Origin of the sequence: Bradyrhizobium tropiciagri (assembly GCF_001189845.1) — a bacterium.
Lineage (GTDB): Bacteria > Pseudomonadota > Alphaproteobacteria > Rhizobiales > Xanthobacteraceae > Bradyrhizobium > Bradyrhizobium tropiciagri.
Window position 1 is genome coordinate 72,447 of record NZ_LFLZ01000033.1, and the last position, 21,510, is coordinate 93,956.

Genomic DNA, 21,510 nt, shown 5'->3' on the forward strand with positions numbered 1-21,510 from the left:
GGAATGAACATTCCGCCTGCGGTGTTTGCAAACCAGACCGGCCGCGTACCTGCGGACCCGGACAGAGCGGAGTTGAGGGATTTTGCCGATGAAGCGGATTGTCGTCGTTGCTGCGATGCTTGCCTTGAGTGCCGGTGCGGTCTTGGCCGATCAGGAGCAGGTCAAGAAGACCCAGGGCATGATGAAGGGCAATGGCAAGAATGCGGGCGCGCTGGTGGCGATGGTCAAGGGCGAGAAGCCCTACGACCAGGCCACCGTCGATGCCGCGCTGGCCCAGTTCGAGGACACCGCCAAGCAGCTTCCGACGCTGTTCCCCGAGAGCATGAAAGGCGTCAAGTTGGATGGCGATTACGCCCCTTCGCCGAAGATCTGGGAAGACAAGGCCGGCTTCGAGCAGCACATCGCAAGCTTTGCCAAGACTGTTTCGGAAGCCAAGGGCAAGGTCAAGGATGTCGACACGCTGAAGGCGGAGCTCGGTGTGATCGGCAAGCAGTGCGGCGGCTGCCACGAGACCTATCGCCTCAAGAAGGGCTGATCGCCATTCGGACGACAAGAAGGGCGGACGCTGCGAGGCGTCCGCCCTTTGTTGTGTCGGCCGTTTGTTGTTGAGGTCTTACTTCGTCACTTGGCCGCGGATCTCACCGCCCGGGTTCGCCGCGGTGTGGACGTTGACATAGTACTTGCCGGCGAGGAGGTCGGCGGCCTGTGCGTCGGTCAGCGTTGCGCTGCCTTCGACCGGGCTCGATGTCGCGTTCGGGATCGCGACCGCGACACCGGAATTCTTGCCGGCCTCGGCGGGGCCGTGGAAATGCGCGGCGGTCGCAGGGCCCGACAGGCCGGAATAGGTCAGTTTCCAGCTGAGCTTCTTGGTGGCCGCATCGTAGTCGATGTCGGCGGTGCCGGTACCGGCGCTGGTGTTCGCAGGCACTTCGGACTTGGCGTCCAGCTTGGCATGCAGCTTTTCGGCAAGGGCCGGGCCGGCGAATGCAATCGCGGCGCCGAGCGTCAGCGTGGCAAGCAAGGTCTTGTTCGACATGGTTCTCTCCCCTTTGACGTCACACGATGGTTGCAATCTTCAAACCGCGGCTCACCGGATTTATTCCCAAAATGATCGTGAGTGCGGCAAATTTGATGCGAGCTTGTGCGACCGGTTGCCATCATACTGTTTGATGAACTGACGCGACCAATGACGGATCGGTGAATGTTGCGACGAATTCTCCTTCTGGCCGGCCTGGCCGGCCTCATCGGCTTCGGCGTGTTCTGGTGGCTGACGATCCCCGCGACCGTCGCCGCAAGCGCGTTGCCCGCCTACCAGCCCAACCTCGCCAACGGGCTCACAACGTTCAATGCGGGGGGATGTTCCTCCTGCCATGCCGTGCCGAAGCAGGATGACCGCACCAAGCTCGGCGGCGGGCTCGCGATACCGTCGCCGTTCGGCACCTTCTACGCGCCGAACATCTCGCCCGACCCGAACGACGGCATCGGGCGGTGGAGCGAGGCTGATTTCGTCACCGCTGTGATGAAGGGCACCTCGCCGTCGGGGACGCATTACTTCCCGGCGTTTCCCTACACGTCCTATCAGCACGCCAGGGTCAATGACGTGCGCGACCTGTTCGCTTATCTGAAGACCTTACCGCCGGTCGCCGGCAAGGTGCGCGATCACGATGTGCCGTTTCCTTTCAACATCAGGCGCGATGTCGGGGTCTGGAAATTCCTGTTCATGGACGGCAAGCCGTTTATCGCGGATGCAAGCCGCTCGTCGCATTGGTATCGCGGCGCCTATCTCGTCAACAGTTTCGGTCACTGCGCCGAGTGTCACAGCCCGCGGAATTTTCTCGGCGGCATCGTCAGCTCGCAGCGCTTCGCCGGCGGTCCGAATCCCGAGGGCGAAGGCTGGGTACCCAACATCACGCCACGGGGGATCGCGGATTGGAGCGCGAAGGATATCGCCTATTTCCTCGAGAGCGGGCAGACGCCGGATGGCGATAGCGCCGGCGGCTCGATGGTCCGCGTGATCCGCAACACCTCGCAGCTCTCGCCTTCCGATCGCGACGCGATCGCCGACTACATCAAGTCGCTGCCGCCGGTCGACGGGCCACCAAAGCCGACGCGCAAGGCGGACAAGACGGATCCTTCCTGATTGCGCGGGTGATGCTTGCGATCTGCGATGCTTGGCCTGCTATCCGCGCCACGCGGTTGCGGCAATGACCATCAAGCCACCGGCAAGCGCGAGGTCCTTGAAGAATAGCGTTCGTTCCGCCTTGTCGGCGAGGTCGATGTGAAAGCCGAATGCGGTCGCGAGGCAAAACAGCGCCAGCGCACCGGCGGCAAACGACAACTGCCAGCCGATCAGCAATGCCAGGCCCGCACCAAGCTCGAGCGCGATGACCAGCGGCAGCAGCACGCCCGGAATATGGTGTGCCGCCATGTGGTCGAGGAACGGCTTCGGGCCGGCGATCTTGCTACGCCGGCAAGGATGAACAACAGTGCGAGCAGGCTTCGTCCGGCAATCGTGACCATCGAGATCGGCATCAGGGGACCCTCCGGGCTTGTTATTGACTGTTCCGAGCGTGGTATCTCGCCTGTGAAGCGAACAGGACGGCGGACAGGATGAAGGCAAAGACGAAGAAGATTGTCCGTCCCAGGACCAGCGCCTTCGCCTGCTCCACCGGCGTAACCGAAATCAGGACCCCGAACGGGATGTAGCACCACAGCACCAAAGCGATGGTCCTGCCGAGCCTGCCGAACTGCAGGAAGCCGAACGAGAACAGCAGGACTGCGAGATAGCTGGCGTGAAACTTGACCTGGGAGGCGATCATCTGCAGCTCCCCGTCGGCCGGCGACAGCGGCAATCCGTTCTGGATCGCATGCACCATGGTCATGATGTGGTGGTTCTCGACGCAATCGAGCAAAACCGTGAGCATCATGGCGGCCAGCGCAACGCCCAGCAGATAAGGGTCCATCATCGTGCGCAGCCGGGCGGCCAGCACGGTGAAAAATGCGCCGTAGAAGATCATGAAGAGATTATCGAGCCCGAGGTTGAGGCGCAGACCGAATGGCACGAGAGGGGTCCCCAGATGCGCGCCATAAGCTTCGAAGGAGCGGGCGGTCTGGAAGAAGTCCTGCGAACCCTTGGTGGCGAGGATCCCGACCACCATGACGCCGACGGTCGACGCCGCGAGCGTCGCCAGAATAGCCAGCGTACGGTCCATTGGACTGCTCTGCATGATATAGCTACTCCGTGCGTGTCCAGCCGACTCGTCGAGTTACAAATATCAACTGCTATCTGAAAATAGATACCAGATGATATCTGAAAATCAATTGGTATTTGCACGTTCAGGAGCCCGATCCGTTGCCCAGGCTAAATCGCGAGGAAAGTCAGGCCCGTACGAAGAGTCTCCTGATCGAGGCGGCGCGCGAGGAGATCATCAAGAAGGGGTTTGCGCAGGCATCGGTGCGCGACATCGCCGACGCCGCCGGATTTTCGCAGGGCGCGTTCTATTCGAATTTTCCCGACAAGGAGGCGATCCTCCTGGAACTGGTGCAACAGCATCAATCCGAGGAGCGTGCAAAAATCGAAGGCGTATTGGGGCAGGCGTCGGGCGAGCCTGCGAAGCTGATGGCCGGCCTCGAAAAATGGGCCGCCACGGCCAATTCGGATCCAGGGTTTGCCGTGCTGGCGATCGAGCTGCAATTGCAGGCGCTGCGGAGCCCGACTTTCGCGCAAGGCTATAACGAACTCAACCGCAAGCACCGCCGGGCGCTGGGCGTGCTGGTCACGCGCCTGTTCGAGTTGCTTGGCAAGCAGCCGCCCGCCGATCCCGTGGAGATCGCCACCGGCTTCATCGCATTGGGCCGCGGCATGGCGCTCTTGTCGAGGGCCGGCGAAGTGAGCCGCAGCGGCCGGATCGTCGTCACGTTCCTGAAGGCGCTGATCGACGCGGCGCCTTCAGCCTAGAGCATGATCCGGAAAAGTGCGAAGCGGTTTTCCGAAAAGATCATGCTTAGACAGGAATCTAAGGCGCGATGATGCTTCAACTAATCTCATCGCGCTTTAGCCGCGCGCCTCGCCAAGCCGGCGCGTGTGAAGATCGATGCGCTACTTCGCGCCGAATGCCTTGAAGGTGATGATGGTGAGGGTGTCCTGGATTCCCGGGATCACCTGAACCTTCTCGTTGATGAAATGGCCAATGTCGGTGTCGTGGTCGACGTAGAACTTGACCAGGAGATCGTAATTGCCCGCGGTGGAATAGATCTCGGACGCAATCTCGGCTTCCGCCAGCGCATTGGCGACGGTGTAGGACTGGCCGAGCTTGCATTTGATCTGGACGAAGAAAGGAACCATCAAAGTCGTCTCCGGGGATTTCCGCGACTATAGGCCAAAAACCGGCGGCCAAGGCAAGGGGACAAGAAGGGGCAAGGCAGGGCCAACGCGCGGTCAAGTCAGGTGAACTTGCTGGCAATCGGCGGCCGGGCTAGGACAGGCGCAAGGACAGACGATGGTCTCATTCGTGATGGTCTCATTCCAACCAACCACCGGTGCCGCAAGATGACGCCGGTCGCACTCACCATTGCCGGCTCGGATTCCTCGGGCGGGGCAGGCATCCAGGCCGACCTCAAGAGCTTTGCCGCGCTCGGGGTCTATGGCGCCTCGGCGATCACGGCATTGACCGCGCAGAACACCATGGGGGTCAGCGGCATCCATCCGGTGCCCGCGTCTTTCGTCACGGCCCAGATCGATGCCGTGTTCTCCGATCTCGACGTCGGCGCGGTCAAGATCGGCATGGTGGCGCAGGCCGAGACCATCGCGGCGATCGCCGACGGACTGAAGCGCCGGGCGCCGCACCACATCGTGCTCGACCCGGTGATGGTCGCAACATCGGGCGACCGCCTGCTTGCCGCCGAGGCGGTCGATGCGCTGAAGACCATGCTGTTTCCGCTGGCCTCGCTGATCACGCCGAACCTGCCGGAAGCGGCGGCGCTGCTGAGCGAGCCGGTTGCCTCGAGCGAGGCCGATGTCGTGCGCCAGGGCAAGCGATTGCTGGCGATGGGCTGTCGCGCGGTACTGGTGAAGGGCGGTCACGGCCACGGCGCCGAGAGCACCGACTATCTGATCGATGGCGCGCGCAGCATCGCGCTCGCAGCGCCGCGCATCGCGACCGCGAACACGCACGGCACAGGTTGCTCGCTGTCATCGGCGATCGCGGCAGGACTCGCGAAGGGTGAAGCGATGGAGACCGCCGTGCGCAACGCCAAGGCCTGGATCTCTGATGCGATCGCGGCCGCCGATCGCTTCGCCGTCGGTCGCGGCCACGGACCGGTGCATCACTTCTACAAGTATTATTGAGCTACCGTGGCCCGGACGATCCGGAGCATGTAGGCGTCGTCATTGCGAGGAGCGATAGCGACGAAGCAATCCATATCCCCGCTTGTGGCGCTATGGATTGCTTCGCTTCGCTCGCAATGACGGCGATTGGGTGGAATGAGATGTGTTCCGCGCCTTTGCATTGCCCATGTCGCCAGATTGTCGCATGCGGCTGTTATCCGCAGGGCAGGGGCGCGCTGCTGATTCTCGTTAACTCTCTGTGGAGCCTCAGGTCGCGGGGATCGTCATCGCCTTGTCACAGGAATCTGTTAGGTGCACAGGCATGGGAAGTGACTCCTTGAGTGAAGAAAGCCCCGAGCGGCGCTTTCGCACTTTGTTTATCTCCGATGTCCATCTCGGAGCCCGCGGTTCGCAAGCCGACCGCCTGCTGGACTTCCTCCGCTCTCACGATGCCGACACGATCTACCTCGTTGGTGATATCGTGGACGGCTGGGCGCTGAAGTCGAACTGGTACTGGCCGCAGACTCACAACGACTTCGTGCAGAAGATGCTGCGCAAGGCGCGCAAGGGCGCCAAGGTGATCTACGTCCCGGGCAACCACGACGAGTTCCTGCGCAAATATTACGGCACGCATTTCGGCGGCATCGACGTGGTGGAGAACACCGTCCACACCGGCGCCGACGGCAAGCGCTACCTCATCATCCACGGCGACATCTTCGATCTCGTGGTGCAGAACGCGCGCTGGCTCGCCCATCTCGGCGACAAGGCCTACGACTTCGCGATCCAGATGAATCGCTTCGTCAACTTCTTCCGCAAGATGTTCGGTGTGCCCTACTGGTCGCTGTCGCAATGGGCCAAGCTGAAGGTCAAGAAGGCGGTGAACTATATCGGCGCGTTCGAAGCGACGCTTGCGGGCGAGGCGCGGCGTCACGGCTGCGACGGCGTGATCTGCGGCCACATCCACTACGCGACGATTCATGACGAGCACGGCATCCGCTACATGAATTGCGGCGACTGGGTGGAGAGCTGCACCGCGCTCGCCGAGCATGAGGACGGCCATTTCGAAATCATCACCTGGACCGACCCGGTGCGCCGGATCGCGCCAGTTCCGCGAGTGACGGCACGCGCTGCATGACGCATATCCTGGTCGCGACCGATGCGTGGCATCCCCAGGTCAACGGGGTTGTCCGCACGCTGACCATGATGGCACAGGCGGCGAACTCGCTCGGCGTCGAGGTCAGCTTCCTGACACCGGACGAGTTCCGCACCTTCGCGATGCCGAGCTATCGCGATCTGCGGCTGGCGCTGCCGTACCGGGCCAAGGTCGCGAGCCTGATCGAAGCGGCCAAGCCCGACAGCATCCACATCGCGACCGAAGGCCCGATCGGGCTTTCGGTTCGCCGCTATTGCCGCAAGCGCGGCCTGCCGTTCACGACGAGCTTCCACACCCGCTTCCCCGAATATGTCTCGGCCCGGACGCCGGTTCCGGAAGCCTGGGTGTGGCGGGCGCTGCGCTGGTTCCACAAGCCGAGCCGGGCGGTGATGGCGGCAACCCCGGCGCTGGCGGCCGAGCTGCGCCAGCGCGGCTTCCGCAACGTGGTGCTGTGGTCGCGCGGCGTCGATACCGCGGTGTTCCATCCGCGCGATGTCGATCTCTGCCTGCCGCAGCCGGTCTATCTCAGCGTCGGCCGGGTCGCGGTGGAAAAGAATCTCGAGGCCTTCCTCGATCTCGATCTGCCCGGTACCAAGGTCGTGGTCGGGGACGGCCCGGAGCGGGCGGCGCTGGAGCGGAAATATCCGGAAGCCGTCTTCCTCGGCGCCCGCCATGGGGAAGAACTGGCTGAGATTTATGCCGCGGCCGATGTGTTCGTTTTCCCCAGCCGCACCGATACGTTCGGTTTGGTGCTGCTCGAGGCATTGGCGAGCGGCCTGCCGGTTGCCGCTTTTCCGGTCACCGGTCCTCGCGACGTGATCGGCGCGGCGCCGGTCGGCGTGCTCGACGACGATTTGCGGCATGCCTGTCTGGAGGCGCTCAGCATCTCGCGGCAGGCCTGCGTCGATTTTGCCGCGCTCCACACTTGGCAGGCGTCGGCCCGGGTGTTCATCGAGCGCTGCATGAACGTCCGCCCGGCTCCGCCCGATGGCGAGGGCGAAGCGTTCGAATTCGGTGCCGAAGAGCACCATTTCGCAGTTTTGCCGGCGAGCCACCAGACCTCACACTGACTTGTCTTGACGCGTTTTCTTCCTGCGAAGCGGTGCCCACTTCGCTCGAAAACGCGATGAAGCGTCTTGCCGGGCTGTGGCCCGCCGCGATACAAATTGCAGATGACGGACACCGTTTTAAATCCACCCGTCGCTGCCGCGGACATCGATGCCGCCGCAAGGGTGGTCGCGCCGTTCGCGGTGCGTACGCCGCTCCTGACCTTCCCCGTTCTCAACGAACGCGTCGGCAGCCGGGTCTTCCTCAAGCCCGAGATGCTGCAGCGGACCGGATCGTTCAAGTTCCGCGGCGCCTTCAACAAGCTCGCCTCGATCCCGCAGGACAAGCGGAGCGGGGGCGTCGTCGCGTTCTCCTCGGGCAACCATGCCCAGGGCGTCGCCGCGGCGGCCAAGATCCTCAACATGCAGGCGACCATCGTGATGCCTGCGGACTCGCCGCTTACCAAGCGCGAGCGGACCAAGTCCTATGGCGCCGAAGTCGTGCTCTACGACCGCGATCGCGACGACCGCGCGGCGATCGCGAGCGGCATCGCCAGCAAGCGTGGCGCGACCCTGGTGCCTCCCTATGACGATCCGCTCGTGATCGCGGGCCAGGGCACCGCCGGCCGCGAGATCGCCGAGGACATGGCGGCGCTCGGGCTGACGCCCGACATCGTGGTCGCACCGGCTTCGGGCGGCGGATTGATCGCGGGCGTTGCGACCGCGGTGAAGGCGAAATACCCGCAGGCCCAGGTGATCGTCGCCGAGCCCGCGGGCTATGACGATCACGCGCTGTCGCTCAAGGTCGGCCATCGCGAGGCGCATGCGGTTGCGCCGCGCACCATCTGCGATGCGCTGATGGCGATGATGCCGGGCGAGCTCACCTTTGCGATCAACAGCAAGTTGCTCGCAAACGGTGTCAGCGCTTCCGACGAAGAGGTTGGTGCGGCTGTAGCTTTTGCCTATCGCGAGCTGAAGCTCGTGGTCGAACCCGGTGGCGCCATCGGGCTCGCCGCGCTGCTCGCGGGGCGGATCGACACCAAGGGCAAGAACGTCGTCATCGTGCTCTCGGGCGGCAATGTCGACGCCGATTTGTTCGCGAAGCTCGTCGCCTGAGATCGGCATTTTTGAAAAGCAGCGGGGGCAGAGCGATGGTCGCTCTTCCCCCTTTCGTTGTGCGGCGCGGCCGATCAGTGCCTGAAGCCGCCGTGATGGCCGCCGCCCATGCCGCCGACATGCGAGCCGGACTGACTTGAGCGGAACGCTGCATGGTCACCACCGCCTGATCGCGTCCGGTCGGCTTGCATGCTCTGCCGCCCGGTGCGGAAGTGGTGCCGGTCGCTGTCTTTCATGATCGGACTTGATGCGTTCTTGCCGGCATTTGCAGCAGGAAGGCTCGCGATGTTGCCTTTGCCGATCGTGTTCGGCATCCCGACCGACTTCGCTCCGGGCGCGGGCATGTTGACGATCCTGCCGCCGCCGATCTGGCCATTGCCGCCGGCGCCCTGCAGGCCCGCATGGATCGGCTGCAAGGCCTGACGATTTGTCAGCCGCGTGAACTGCATCAGCGGCACCAGCTTCGGCTGGGCCTGCAGCTTCAAGGCCTGCTGCGCGTAGGGGCCACCGGCGAAATTGTCGTGGAAGGTCTTGTAGCCGAACGGCGTGTTGGCGAGCACCGCCTTGTGCCAGGCGGCGACCTGCAGCCAGTTGGTCAGCAGGAAGCGAATGTGGTCGCACAGCGGATCGCGCGGATAAAGCCGGATGAATTCCTCGTAGTATTCGGGCCGGCCCTCCGACAGCACGAAATCATAGGCCTGGCGCACCGAGCGGTTCGGCAGGTTCGATGCCATCTGCACGACAGGGCCATTTGCAGGGGCACGCGATGACGCGACAGCGGTGTCGCCGAAGAAATAGAAATCGGAGGTCAGCGACGAGCTTTCCCACGGCGTCTGCCGGCCGTCGGTCGTCGAGTTGACCTCGAGGCGAACGCGCTTGAACAGCTGCTCGATCGGTAGGTTGGGCTCGCGCGCCAGACGCAGGAAGGCGTTGGTGTAGGGGCTGTGGCCGTTGTTGCCGTCCTGCGCCTCCATGCCGGGCGCGGTCGAATAGCCGACGATCGAGCCGTTCGGCGCGTCGACGACGGCAAGGCCGCGGCCGGCATCGTTGACGTTGGGAAACGGATTGTTGCGGCAGGCATCGAGCACCACGATGCGCATCCGGCTCGGGATGTTCTCGAGCGTGCCCATCACGTCGACGAGGCGCACCGAATTGCCGTCGAGGTCGGACGGCGTTGCGATCTTCGCATCGACCGGGATCAGGTAGTTTTCGCCGGCGAGCTGCACGCCGTGCCCGGCATAGTAGATCATCGCGACCGTGCCCGGGCCCCGCGCCGCGACCTTGTCCGAGAAATCCCGCAGCACCTTCACCATGTCGCCCTGCCTGAGGTCGGTCGCGGAGATCACCTCGAAGCCGGCCGCGTTTAGCAGCTCGGCCATCGACTGCGCGTCGTTGCCGGGATTGGCGAGCTTTGGCGCATTCTCGTAGTTCGCATTGCCGATCACGAGCGCGACGCGCTGCTCGGGACCGCGGAGCGCCGCCGGTGTCGCTGCGGCTGATGTTGCCGGCGAAACGGCCTGGTCGATAGATTGCACAGTCGTCTGCGGTGCATTGCCGACCGTGAGATTGCTGCTCTCGGCAAGCGTCGCACCGGGCGCACCGAGGCTGAACAGGCCGAGCAATGCGGCCGATATCATGATGGATGTCAGGCGGACCATCGCGCGCTCCCAAAAGCTGGTCCCGGTACGGGACCGGTCGCGGGGACGCTAGACGCAGACGCGGTCGCGGTACGTGAGCTGGGTCACGGAGAGCGGCCGATCAATCGGAGGTGAACACGTAGCGTGAACGCGTCACGCCTACGAGAAGAACGCCATCTTCTCGGCCTGGCTCATGCGGCGGATCGGCGCGAGCGGATCGTTGGCGGCGACGTGCGGTTTTTTCAGCAGGCCGCTGGCGATGATGGTGGAGCCGAGTGACACCTCTGCCGCTGGAGCGGGCGCAGGCTCAACTGTGGGCGGGAGAGGCGGCGGCACGGCCGCTGGCGCTTCGGCAACCGCCGCTGCAGCGACCAGTGCGGGTTCAACCTTGATCTCGGCCTTCGGCTCGGGCGCCGGTGCAGGCTCGGGCAACGGCGCAGGCTCGGGCTGAATGGCCGGTGCATCCATTTCGGGCTCTGCCGCCATCGCTTCGGCGACACGCACCTCTTCGGCAGCGCGCATTTCCTCGGCGATCGCCTCTTCGTCGATCGGATCCGGTGCGCCCATTTCCGTCGCGATCAGGTCGAGCATCGCTTCGTCATGGGCGTCGGCGGCGGCCTCGTCGTTGACGCGGGCAAGCTCGGCAGCCTCGGCTTCTGCCAGCGCGGCTTCGGCCTTGAGCCAGGCTTCGCTCGGCTGCGGGATTGCCGCTGCGGCAGCCTCGGTGGGCGGCGTTGCAGCGGGCATCGCGGCTTCCGCGTTCGGCACCGCAACGGCCTCCTGTGGCGGCGTTGGCGGCGTGGCGGCCATCGTTGCATCGGGGGCCGCGCTCTCGGCGGCAGCGCTTTCGGCTGCCCGTGGCGGTGAGGGCGCCGCCGCGGCCGGTTCCGCAACCGGTGCTTCGGGCGCGGCCGGCTCGGCCGTGGGCGTTGCCGCCTTGTCCGGGTCGAACTCGCTGAGCCGGCGGGCCAGCGCCGCGAAGGCTGTGTCCAGCACGGCCTTGGCGTCGTCCATCGAAACCTGGGACGCGCCGGCCTCGATCGCGCTGGCCTGCGAATCGATGATGTCGCAGATCCGGCCGTCATTGCCGATCTCGCGCAGCCGCCAGGAGATCTCCCGGATAACCCGCACGCCCTTGCGCACCGGCGCGAGGTTCTGTTCGAAGCTGACGCCGTCGAGCGCTGCGATGGCGGAGGCCTGGGCGGCCTCGATCGTGCCGCGCAGCGCGCCCAGCGCCTGCGCCAGTTGCTCGTCCCTGATCGCCGCTGCGGCGGCCTGCCGCTGCGCGCTGAGGCTGTCCTCGATCCGCGCCACCGCATCGAGCACCATGCGGGTATCGGCGTTGCGGTTGCGCTTGGCGTATTCGCCGAGGAACCAGCGGCCCCGCGAGGTCTCCATGAAGGCCGCGCTGATCGCAGCATAGTCCTCCTCGCTCGGCAGGGCCGCGCGAGCGGATATCGGCGACAGGGCGAATGCTTCTTCGGCCATCACAATCTCTTCGCGCAAATCACAGCGCGTTACGCTAACGATCACCACGATATCGCGCGAATCGCAATTGAATTGATGTCTTCCGAATCACAAATCCCCATTGCAGCAAAAGTTGCATCGCGGCGATTCGCGCGCAGCCTTGCGGCATTCTATGCCACGCTGTTCGGCATGACCGGGGTTCACCTGCCGTTTTTCACGGTATGGATGAAGGCGATCGGGATCGATGCCACCTGGATCGGCATCATCACCGCGGTGCCGCCGGTGACGCGCTTCACCGTGCTGCCGCTGGTCACTGCAGCTGCGGAACGGCGTCAGATGCTGCGCGGCGCGATCATCGCCACAGGCTTTGCGACCGCGCTCGGCTTTGCCGTGATCGGCACCCAGCACCAGCCGTTCGTGCTGCTCGCGGTCTATGCGCTGACGTGTTGTGTCTGGACGCCGATGGTGCCGCTCACCGACGCCTATGCGTTGCGCGGCGTCAGGCAGTTCGGCCTCAGTTACGGGCCGCTGCGGCTGTGGGGCTCGGCCGCCTTCGCGGTCTGCGCACTCATCAGCGGGTTCCTGCTGCGCTATGTCGCGGAGGTCGACCTGATCTGGATCATCACGGCCGTGACGGTGCTCGGTGCGCTGGTCGGCCTGACGCTGCGGCCGCTCGGCCGCCCGGTGGCAACGGTGGCGCACGCGGCCGGTTCGCCGCGGCTGCTGCGCAATCCCACGTTCCTCGCCATCATCGTGTCATCGGCGCTGATCCAGGGCAGCCACGGCGCCTATTACATCTTCGCATCGATTGCCTGGCAGCAGGCCGGTTTCAGCGGCCTGACCATCGCGGTGCTCTGGGTGCTTGGCGTGATCGCCGAGATCGTGCTGTTTGCGGCCTCGCCGCGCTTCACGCTGCCGTCGGCGGTGCTGGTGATGATCGCGGCTGCAAGCGCCGTGGCGCGCTGGGCGATCACCGCGCAGGACCCGCCGCTTGCGGTGCTTGCGGTGGTCCAGCTCGGGCATGGGCTGAGCTTCGGCCTGACCCAGGTCGGCATCATGGGCCTGATCGTGCATCACGTGCCGGTGCATGTGATGGCGCGCGCGCAGGGCTATCTCACCGCCTGCGGCGGCATCGTCGCGAGCACCACGGCGATCGTCAGCGGCATGGTCTATACGCGGTTCGGGCTCGGCGTCTACGACATGATGGCGGCGATGGCGGCCACCGGTGGGCTCGTGATGTGGCTGGCGCGGAAGCGACTAACCCACCATCATCCCCACAGCGCGGCGTCAGGCGGATAGACCAGGCTGCCCTCGTAGCGCAGGCCGTCGTCGCGGTCCTTCGCCAGCAGCAGCGGACCGTCGAGATCGACGAAGCGCGCGGCTTGCGCGATCAGCATCGCCGGCGCCATCGCCAGCGAAGTCGCGACCATGCAGCCGATCATGATCTCGAAGCCGAGCGCGCGGGCGGCATCCGCCATCGCCAGCGCCTCGGTCAGCCCGCCGGTCTTGTCGAGCTTGATATTGACCGCGTCGTAGCGGCCGCGCAGGCCGGCGAGCGAGGCGCGGTCATGCACGCTCTCGTCGGCGCAGACCGCAACCGGGCGCTTGATCCGCGCCAGCGCTTCGTCCTTGCCCGCCGGCAGCGGCTGCTCGATCAGCGTGACGCCGGCATCGGCGCAGGCTTTGAGGTTGGCGGCGAGGTTGTGCTCGGTCCAGGCTTCGTTGGCATCGACGATCAGTTCGGACCGAGGTGCCGCCTTGCGCACGGCGGCGATCCGCGCGCCATCGCCATCGCCGCCGAGCTTGATCTTGAGCAGCGCGCGATGCGCGGCCTTCGCGGTGGCCTCCGCCATCGCCTCTGATGTCCCGAGCGAGATCGTATAGGCTGTTGTGCGCGGCTCCGGCGCGGGCCGGCCGAGCAGGTTCCAGATCCGCTGGCCGGCGCGTTTGGCCTCGAGGTCCGCCAGCGCGCAATCCAGCGCGTTGCGGGCGGCGCCGGCGGGCATCCGGGCCTGCAAGGCGGTGCGGTCCATGCCGCCAGCGAGTGGCTCCTGCATCGCCTGGATCGCCTTGAGCGTCGCCTCCGGCGTTTCGCCATAGCGCGGGTAGGGCACGCATTCGCCTCGGCCCATGAGGCCACCCTGGCTGACCTCGGCCACCACCACGACCGCCTCGGTCTTGGCGCCGCGGCTGATCGTGAAGGTCCCGGCGATCGGCCAGTGCTCGATCCGGGCATTCAAGGAAATGGTCTGGGATGGGCTGGAAGTCATTTTAAAGTCTACTATTTCCTGAACCGTAGCTTGCGACGCGCAACCAACTATGGCTGGTTAGTGACAGATTCGACAAGCCGATCCGGGATCGCCGGAGATCTGCGTGAGCGTCGGCCAGCCGGCTTGAGGGGTAGGCAAAAGGTGAGCGGCGACCCGACACTGGAGCGGATAGCCCAAGGCGAAGGACTGGCGTTGTGCGCGGCGGGCAACTGGACCGCCCGCTTTGCCCCTGCGCTCGAGCGGATCGTCTCCGACGCCGAGAAGCTGCGCGGCAGCCGTCCCCACATCTTCATCGACGTGTCGCAGGTCGCTAGCCTCGACACCTTCGGCGCCTGGCTGATCGAGCGGCTGCGCCGCAGCCTCAGCAATGCCGGCGCCGAAGCCGAGATCGCGGGCCTGTCCGCCAATTACTCCAGCCTGGTCGACGAGGTCCGCCGCGTCGGGCCCGCGCCCAGGGTCGTGAGCGAGGGGCTCTCGATCACGGGCATGCTCGAGCAGATCGGGCGCACCGTGGCCGGGATCGGCGGCACCATCATCGGCCTGGTCGACATGCTCGGCGCGGTGCTGGCCGCGGCCGGCAAGGTGCTGATCCATCCGCGCAGCTTCCGCCTGACCTCGACGGTGCACCATCTCGAGCAGGTGTGCTGGCGCGCGGTGCCGATCGTGGTGCTGATCACATTCCTGATCGGCTGCATCATCTCGCAGCAGGGCATCTTTCATTTCCGCAGGTTCGGCGCCGACATCTTCGTGGTCGACATGCTTGGCGTGCTGGTGTTGCGCGAGATCGGCGTGCTGCTGGTCGCGATCATGGTCGCGGGCCGCTCGGGGTCGGCCTATACCGCCGAGCTCGGCTCGATGAAGATGCGCGAGGAGATCGACGCGCTGCGCACCATGGGCTTCGATCCGATCGAGGTGCTGATCCTGCCGCGCATGCTCGCGCTGGTGCTGGCGCTGCCGATCCTGGCCTTCCTCGGCGCGATGGCTGCGCTCTATGGCGGCGGCCTGGTGGCCTGGCTCTATGGCGGCGTCGATCCGGAGGCCTTCCTGCTCCGCCTTCGTGATGCCATATCGATCGACCATTTCATCGTCGGCATGGTCAAGGCGCCGGTCATGGCGGCGGTGATCGGCATCGTCGCCTGTGTCGAGGGGCTGGCGGTGCAGGGATCGGCGGAATCGCTCGGTCAGCACACCACCGCGTCGGTGGTGAAAGGGATCTTCTTCGTGATCGTGATGGACGGCGTGTTCGCGATCTTCTTCGCCTCGATCGGGATGTGATCATGGCGGAGCAGGACATCGACGCCATCATCCGGGTTCGCGACGTCACCGTGCAATTCGGTAGCACGCGCGTGCTCGACGGCCTCGACCTCGACGTCAAGCGCGGCGAGATCCTCGGCTTCGTCGGCCCGTCGGGCGCCGGCAAGTCGGTGCTGACGCGCACCATCATCGGCCTCGTGCCGAAGGTCTCCGGCCGCATCGAGGTGTTCGGCGTCGATCTCGATGCCGCGAGCTCGTCGCAGCGCCGCGCCGTCGAGCGGCGCTGGGGCATCCTGTTCCAGCAGGGCGCGCTGTTCTCCTCGCTGACGGTACGCCAGAACATCCAGTTTCCGGCGCGCGAATATCTGCGCGTCTCGCAGCGGCTGCTCGACGAGATCATGGTGGCGAAACTGGTGATGGTCGGCCTCAAGCCCGAGGTCGCCGATCGCTATCCGTCGGAACTGTCCGGCGGCATGATCAAGCGCGTCGCGCTGGCGCGTGCGCTCGCGCTTGATCCCGAATTGGTGTTTCTCGACGAGCCGACGTCAGGCCTCGATCCGATCGGCGCCGGCGATTTCGACGAGCTGGTGCGGACCTTGCAGCGCACTTTGGGGCTGACCGTTTTCATGGTAACCCACGATCTCGACAGTCTTTACACCGCGTGCGACCGTATCGCCGTTTTAGGGAACGGTAAGATCATTGCTGCAGGATCGATCGCCGACATGAAGGCATCGCAGCATCCATGGCTGCAGCAATATTTCAACGGCAAGCGCGCCCGAGCCGTTGTGGCCTAGCCCATGATCCCGAAGCGAGAAGACCGGTTTTCGGACGAGATCATGCGCCAACAGGGAATTCGACCGGCTCGAACGCAGGCTGACTGCGCGAAGGCCCAAGAGTGATGAACGCGAGCAATTGATGGAAACGCGGGCGAACTACGTCTTGATCGGGGCTTTCACGCTGGCGGTGATCGCCGCTGCGTTCGGCTTCGTGCTGTGGTTCCAGAGCCTGCACACCACCAAGCAGCGCAGTCCATTGCGGGTGATCTTCGAGGGGCCGGCATCCGGCCTGCGCAACGGCGGCAATGTCAACTTTAACGGTATCCGGATAGGGGAGGTGGTGTCGGTGAAGCTCGACAATCCGCGGCGCGTGGTCGCGCTGGCGATGATCGAGAACAACGCACCGCTGCGCAAGGACACCCTGGTCGGCCTCGAATTCCAGGGCCTCACCGGCGTCGCCGCGATCTCGCTGAAGGGCGGTGAGGAGGCCGCCCCGCCGGTGCCGCTGGATGAGGACGGCATCCCGGTTCTGACCGCCGACCCCAACGCACTGCAGGACGTCACCGAGGCGATCCGCGCCACCCTGCAAAACGTCAACCGCATCGTCGCCGACAATCAGCAGTCGGTGAAGAATTCGCTGAAGAACCTCGAGGTCTTCACCGAGGCGCTGGCGCGCAATTCCGAGAAGATCGACAACGTCATGGTCAAGGTCGACGGCGTGATGGCCAAGGCCGACAATCTGATGCTGGGCCTCAATGCAATCGCCGGCGGCAACAATGGCAGCGAGCTGAATCTCATGGTCAAGTCGATCCGCGAGCTCGCCGACAATGTCGACAAGCGGACCAATTTCCTGATCAACGACGGCCGCCGCACGCTCGCCGACATCAGCCGCGCCGTGAACAATTTCGACCGCAACCCGAGCCGGGTGATCTTCGGCGGCAGCAACAACGCCGCGCCCGAGCCCGCACCGGCCCCGGCCGCAGCAGCGGGGCCGCGGCGGCGGCAGTGACGTGACTGGCGAGTAAGGGCGCTGCGAGCGCGCCGCAGCCGTCATTGGGGGCTGTCCTAGTTAAGATACCCGCAGGGGAGGTGCTGTCCTAGTTAGGACACTCGCGGACGGGAATTAGGACACTCGTCAAAGTGGGTAACCCGGGATGGATCGGCAGATTGCCCGCCGTTCAGATACAATGTGATTGCGCTCACAGTGAGCGCTAGTGGGACGACTCCGGCCGCCATCTAGCCCCTGCGAGCGCGCCGGGGCCGTCTCGGACACCACTAATGATCAGTTCCGTTCTTCGGAACACCGTGCTCTCCCGGAATCCTCAAACCTGTGGATAAGAGTAAAGTAGCTCTTGCCAAGGTGAGAGCATTTCAGGGCGTGAGATTTTCGAGAATTTCCTTGGCTGGGGGCCGTAATACGCGAGCGGCCCCCTCTCGATTCAGCCGGCGCGGCGGCCTCAGCATCACCTCCAAGGGTGCTGGGGCCATTTCTTATGACACCCTCGCTGACATGCCTAGGTGAATGCGGGAACGGTTATCCGGCCGCATACTAGCGGCATGTTCGATCAGATCGACGTCGTCGAATACGCGGTGATTGGCTTTGGGTTGATCGCCCTCGCCGTGGGCGCGGCCTGTATCCTCATGTCCTAAAGCCACCTTTTGGATGACACGTAAACTTGGCCTCAGCTTGCACCCCTCGCTGAGGCCGTTTTCTTGGTGCGGTAGGTCACCCGTTCTGTCTGACCTACTTAAATGCGGCCATATGCAATCAGTGCCAGATTTGAGGGATGTTCGAATTCAGTCATATGGACGGTGTGGAGTACAGCTTCGTCGCTTCGTCGGACTGGCGGCGTTGTCTTTCGTCGCACTGGTCATCGGCGTGAGCTGCTTTCTCATCGGGTGACGCAATTGCCCACAAGTCGTCACTCTGGCCCCGGCTTGTCGCCCCTCGCTGGGGCCTTTTCGTTGGAGAAAGCGCGGTGGGCAAAAAATCTGCCTCGTGAAAGAGGCCGCCAATTCAGGCGGTCTCACGCGATCAGAACATAGCCAAGCGTGACGATCAGGATCGCGGCCCAGCCCAGCGAGATACGGAAATAGAGCAGGTCACGATTCATATGACCAAGCTAGAGAGCTATCCTGACGCCAGCCTTACAGTGAGGATGACCATGTGAAAGCGATGTGCATGTGGGGGCTGATCGGCACCCTTATCATCCTGTCTTTCACGACGCTTCTAGCTTGGCGATCAGTTGGCGTGGGACGCCCATTGCAAACGCGGCGTGCTCCAGGATGTCATCAGATTCGGATCGCTGTCACGGGCCAAGCGGTCCCAGCAACTTTGGGGGCCTGTGTAGGGAAGGCTGTTGCTGGGACCATCTACCGGCCCTTTGGCGCGGTGGGCCAGGTTCCGACGGCTCTTTCAAATGAGCAAGGCGGCAGCGGCAATTGCTATGGGGCAGAGCCCCAACACGACGATGCCCGCGCGGAAAAGGATTTCGTCCATAACGCGATCCCCCAATCCAGACACTTAGCTTATGTTAAGATGGGAACCGTGCGCCGCCTAGTGCAGCTTGTGCCAGCAAATGCGCCGGAACGGATCAGGCACGATCAAGATCTATATGCCCAGAGCATGGACTAGGTTCATTCGCTCAATGGTTCGACCGAGAACGCTAAGGCATGATTTCCGTTCGCTTGATCCGAACTGACGGCGGTTAGGTCATCGCGCTACAGGCGACACATCGCCTGCGAATTCAATTTTGAGCTAAAAAAACGGAGGCCTTTCGGCCTCCGCTTTTCATTCGCTATTCGCCATCAGCTATTCGCAAGCTTACCCCAGCCGTCCCGCGGCGTGCGCGAGCAGGGTGTAGACCAGCCCGGTCTCCGAGGTCAGGTGGCCAGCGAGCTCCTGCTGGCCGCGACCTTCGCGGGCGACTTCGTCGAGCAGGCGCTCGAACTCCGCGATGTAGCGGTCGACCGTCTGCTTGAAGCCGCGGTCGGCGCGGTACTTGCGGGCCACCTCGTCGAAGGCCTTCTGGCCGGCCGGCGTGTAGAGGCGCTTACTGAACGCCTTGTTCTCGCCGCGCTGGTAGCGATCCCACATCTCGGCCGCCAGCGTACGATCCATCAGCCGGCCGATGTCGAGCGACAGCGACTCCAGCGGATTGGCGGCCGGCTGCTGCTGCGGACGCGGCCGCTGCTGGGCATCGCGGCTGCGGGGCGGGCGGCGGCGCGTCGCTGCGGTTGAGCAGGTCGGACAGCCAGCCGTCGCCGTTGTTGGGGCCGGCCGGGCTGACCGACGGGGCCTCGGTGCGGCGCGAGCTCGCCATGCCGAGATCAGGCGGCGGCAGCGTCGAAGCGCTGTTGCCGTTGTCCCGCACGCTGTCCCGCATCCGCACGTCGGCGCGGCCGCCGGCGGCGGCAGCCATCACCGGCTCCTCGTGGCGGACGCTGGCGCGGTTGCTCGAGACCACGTCGAGCCCGCGGCCGTGATGGGCGACGATGCGGTTCAGCTCGGCCAGCGCCTCGATCTGGTCGACGATCACCTTGCGCATCTGCGCGGTGTTTTCGGCAGCCTCCTGCGGCATTTCGAGCACGCCGCGGCGCAGCTCGTTGCGGGTGGCCTCGAGCTCGCTGTGCATCTCGCTCGCCATCTGCTTCATCGCCGCGACCATCGCCGAGAACTTCTCCGTCGATTCCTTGAACATCGCATCGGTCTCGGCGTTGCTCTGCTGGTAGAGCTCGTTCATGGCGTCGACAGTCTGCTGACGCTCATTCTCGGCCGCCTGGCGCACCGCCTCGAACTGCCTGCTGATCGCAGCCGAGCCGGCGCCTGCGGTCTCCGCCACCACGCGCGCGATGTCGCGGGCGCGTTCCTCTGCCGCGCCGAGCGATTCATCGAGCAGCCCGGTGAAGCGCGACAGCCGCTGGTCGAGATCGGTGGTGCGCAGGTCGATGGTGGTGACCAGCGCTTCCAGCGCATCCTTACGCTCGCTGACGGAGGCCGTCGTCGAGCGGTTGGCCTGCTCGACCACGGCAGCCGCGTCGATCAGCGCCTTGCCATGGGTCTCGAACTGGCTCGACAGCGCGCCGAGATCTTCCAGCGCCTTGCCGGTCTTGCTGTTGAACACCGTGAGCTGGTCTTCCAGCGTCTGGGTCGCCACGCCGTTGCGCGAGGTGACGTCGTTCATGGCGGACACGAAGTCGGCCACGCGGGTCACCAGCGCGCGCTCCAGCGAGTTGAGGTTGTCGTGGGCGCCGGTCAACACTTCCTGCAGCAGGATGTTGCCCTCGCGCAGCCGCTCGAACAGCGCGACCGTATCGGTGCGCAGGATCTTGCTGGTCTCCTGCATCTCGGTGACCGCCGAGATCGAGACCTGGCGCGACTGGTCGATCGCCGCGCGCGAGGCGTGCTCGAGCTCCTTGAGCGACTTCGCCACCGCGCCGGTCGCCTGATCGCCGGCCGAGGTGATGTTGCGCGCGACGTCGCCGCCATGCGCCGCCATCGACTGCGAGAAGGCGAGGCCGCGGGTTTCGATCGCCTTCAGCGCGTCTGCCGTGGCGCGATCCATGTCGGCCGAAAGCTGCGTGGTCTTGGCGGTCAGCGCCTCGACCAGCGAGCCGCGGCGGCCGTCGACCATCTGCGACAGACGCTCGGCCTGCTGCTGCACATAGGTGACGATCTCGTCGGTCTTGCCGGTCATCGCCGAGCCGAACGCGCTGGTGGCGGACAGCACCGAACGCTCGATGTCGGCGGAGGTCGTCTTGACCTTGGTCGAGACCTCGTTGGACATGGTGATCAGTGCGGCCTGCGCGTTCTGCGCAGAGGTCTGGATGTTGTCGGTGGTCTTGACAGTGACCGAACTCAGCGCGCGCTCGATATCGGTCGAGAGCGTGCGGATCTGCGCGGCGGCATCGGCGGAGGTCGCCGCAAACGAGCTCTGGGCTTCGCGCGCGCTGCCCAGGATGGTCTGTGCGGTCTCGGCGCTGGCCGTGGTCAGCGAACGCTCGATCTCGACGGAGATCGCCCGGATCTGGGTTGCGGCCTCGCTGGACGTTGCGACGAACGAGTTCTGGGCATCGCGGGCACTGCCGAGGATCGACTGGGCGGTGTTGGTGCCGACCGACGTCAAGGTGCGCTCGACATCGGCTGCCAGCGACTTGACGTGGTTGGCGGCCTCCGTCGACGCGGTGACGAGGGTGTTCTGCGCCTCGCGGGCGCCGGCCGTCAGCACCTCGACGGTGCCGGAACCGGCCATCGACAGCGCGCGCTGGATGTCGGCGGCGAGCGCCGACACCTTCTCGGCAGCGTCGGTCGACGCATTGACCAGCGTGCTCTGCGCTTCACGCGCACCCGACGTGATCGATTCCGCGGTGGCGGAGCCGGCCACCGACAGCGAGCGCTCCATGTCGGCCGCGAGGGTACGGACCAGATCGGCGGCTTCGGTGGACGCACCGGCCAGCGTGCTCTG

General features: G+C 64.9%; 18 protein-coding genes and 1 pseudogene. 11 read left to right on the forward strand and 8 right to left on the reverse strand.

The features are described from left to right. Window positions 1-88: 88 nt before the first annotated feature. Window positions 89-535, forward strand: coding sequence for a c-type cytochrome (locus AKN84_RS24655; protein ID WP_050423182.1), 447 nt, complete (start codon window positions 89-91; stop codon window positions 533-535). 78 nt (window positions 536-613) lie between these two features. On the opposite strand, the gene AKN84_RS24660 is transcribed toward AKN84_RS24655, so the two are convergent. After that, window positions 614-1,036, reverse strand: a complete 423-nt coding sequence (locus AKN84_RS24660) for a CHRD domain-containing protein (RefSeq protein ID WP_050423183.1) — start codon at window positions 1,034-1,036, stop codon at window positions 614-616. 165 nt (window positions 1,037-1,201) lie between these two features. Here AKN84_RS24660 and AKN84_RS24665 point away from each other — a divergent pair, with 165 nt between their 5' ends. Beyond that, window positions 1,202-2,140 carry a c-type cytochrome gene (locus tag AKN84_RS24665; protein ID WP_050423184.1) on the forward strand — a complete coding sequence of 313 codons (939 nt, stop codon included), beginning with the start codon at window positions 1,202-1,204 and terminating at the stop codon, window positions 2,138-2,140. A 39-nt stretch (window positions 2,141-2,179) separates the two neighbouring features. Here AKN84_RS24665 and AKN84_RS50040 read toward each other — a convergent pair whose 3' ends face one another. Continuing rightward, on the reverse strand, window positions 2,180-2,620 hold the full coding sequence (locus AKN84_RS50040; protein WP_283805540.1) for a DoxX family membrane protein: 441 nt from the start codon (window positions 2,618-2,620) through the stop codon (window positions 2,180-2,182). Continuing rightward, window positions 2,553-3,227, reverse strand: a complete 675-nt coding sequence (locus AKN84_RS24675; protein WP_162240900.1) for a hypothetical protein — start codon at window positions 3,225-3,227, stop codon at window positions 2,553-2,555. Before AKN84_RS24675 ends, AKN84_RS50040 begins: the two co-directional genes overlap by 68 nt. 125 nt (window positions 3,228-3,352) lie before the next feature. Here AKN84_RS24675 and AKN84_RS24680 point away from each other — a divergent pair, with 125 nt between their 5' ends. Continuing rightward, window positions 3,353-3,958: a TetR/AcrR family transcriptional regulator gene (locus tag AKN84_RS24680; protein ID WP_074130151.1), complete on the forward strand. Its 606-nt coding sequence runs from the start codon at window positions 3,353-3,355 to the stop codon at window positions 3,956-3,958. A 141-nt stretch (window positions 3,959-4,099) separates the two neighbouring features. On the opposite strand, the gene AKN84_RS24685 is transcribed toward AKN84_RS24680, so the two are convergent. Beyond that, on the reverse strand, window positions 4,100-4,345 hold the full coding sequence (locus AKN84_RS24685) for an Lrp/AsnC ligand binding domain-containing protein (protein ID WP_016845986.1): 246 nt from the start codon (window positions 4,343-4,345) through the stop codon (window positions 4,100-4,102). A 204-nt stretch (window positions 4,346-4,549) separates the two neighbouring features. Here AKN84_RS24685 and thiD point away from each other — a divergent pair, with 204 nt between their 5' ends. From thiD to AKN84_RS24705, 4 genes are all read left to right on the forward strand, one after another. Then, entirely contained in the window at window positions 4,550-5,347 is a 798-nt protein-coding gene (gene thiD / locus AKN84_RS24690) for a bifunctional hydroxymethylpyrimidine kinase/phosphomethylpyrimidine kinase (protein WP_050423188.1), read from the forward strand. A 301-nt stretch (window positions 5,348-5,648) separates the two neighbouring features. Next, window positions 5,649-6,461, forward strand: a complete 813-nt coding sequence (locus AKN84_RS24695) for a UDP-2,3-diacylglucosamine diphosphatase (RefSeq protein WP_050423189.1) — start codon at window positions 5,649-5,651, stop codon at window positions 6,459-6,461. Further along, on the forward strand, window positions 6,458-7,549 hold the full coding sequence (locus tag AKN84_RS24700) for a glycosyltransferase family 4 protein (protein WP_050423190.1): 1,092 nt from the start codon (window positions 6,458-6,460) through the stop codon (window positions 7,547-7,549). The genes AKN84_RS24695 and AKN84_RS24700 overlap by 4 nt, the downstream gene beginning before the upstream one ends. A gap of 102 nt (window positions 7,550-7,651) precedes the next feature. Next, complete coding sequence (locus tag AKN84_RS24705; protein ID WP_050423191.1) at window positions 7,652-8,641, forward strand: threonine/serine dehydratase family protein; 990 nt, start codon at window positions 7,652-7,654, stop codon at window positions 8,639-8,641. Between the two features lie 74 nt (window positions 8,642-8,715). On the opposite strand, the gene AKN84_RS24710 is transcribed toward AKN84_RS24705, so the two are convergent. Then, the gene (locus AKN84_RS24710; RefSeq protein WP_193399682.1) at window positions 8,716-10,299 is read right to left on the reverse strand and encodes a caspase family protein; all 1,584 of its coding nucleotides are present in this window, start codon (window positions 10,297-10,299) and stop codon (window positions 8,716-8,718) included. Between the two features lie 138 nt (window positions 10,300-10,437). Next, on the reverse strand, window positions 10,438-11,766 hold the full coding sequence (locus tag AKN84_RS24715; RefSeq protein ID WP_128971123.1) for a hypothetical protein: 1,329 nt from the start codon (window positions 11,764-11,766) through the stop codon (window positions 10,438-10,440). Window positions 11,767-11,841: 75 nt separating this feature from the next. Between AKN84_RS24715 and AKN84_RS24720 the strand changes: the two genes are divergently transcribed. Further along, entirely contained in the window at window positions 11,842-13,044 is a 1,203-nt protein-coding gene (locus AKN84_RS24720; RefSeq protein ID WP_050423193.1) for an MFS transporter, read from the forward strand. Here the strand turns inward: AKN84_RS24720 and dgcA are convergent. Next, window positions 13,014-14,015, reverse strand: coding sequence for an N-acetyl-D-Glu racemase DgcA (gene dgcA, locus AKN84_RS24725; RefSeq protein WP_050423194.1), 1,002 nt, complete (start codon window positions 14,013-14,015; stop codon window positions 13,014-13,016). The two genes, AKN84_RS24720 and dgcA, sit on opposite strands and share 31 nt — an antisense overlap. 141 nt (window positions 14,016-14,156) lie before the next feature. On the opposite strand from dgcA, the gene AKN84_RS24730 reads away from it, so the two are divergent. The 3 genes from AKN84_RS24730 (at window position 14,157) to AKN84_RS24740 (ending at window position 17,054) form a co-directional block, all read left to right on the forward strand. Next, window positions 14,157-15,290 (forward strand): MlaE family ABC transporter permease, encoded by a 1,134-nt coding sequence (locus tag AKN84_RS24730; RefSeq protein WP_050423195.1) that lies wholly within the window; start codon window positions 14,157-14,159, stop codon window positions 15,288-15,290. A 2-nt stretch (window positions 15,291-15,292) separates the two neighbouring features. Beyond that, window positions 15,293-16,063 (forward strand): ABC transporter ATP-binding protein, encoded by a 771-nt coding sequence (locus tag AKN84_RS24735; protein WP_050423196.1) that lies wholly within the window; start codon window positions 15,293-15,295, stop codon window positions 16,061-16,063. A gap of 121 nt (window positions 16,064-16,184) precedes the next feature. Continuing rightward, window positions 16,185-17,054 carry an MlaD family protein gene (locus AKN84_RS24740; protein WP_050423197.1) on the forward strand — a complete coding sequence of 290 codons (870 nt, stop codon included), beginning with the start codon at window positions 16,185-16,187 and terminating at the stop codon, window positions 17,052-17,054. A gap of 1,815 nt (window positions 17,055-18,869) precedes the next feature. Here AKN84_RS24740 and AKN84_RS24750 read toward each other — a convergent pair. Beyond that, window positions 18,870-21,510, reverse strand: a pseudogene (locus tag AKN84_RS24750) (apolipoprotein A-IV repeat region-like domain-containing protein); the annotation flags it as partial.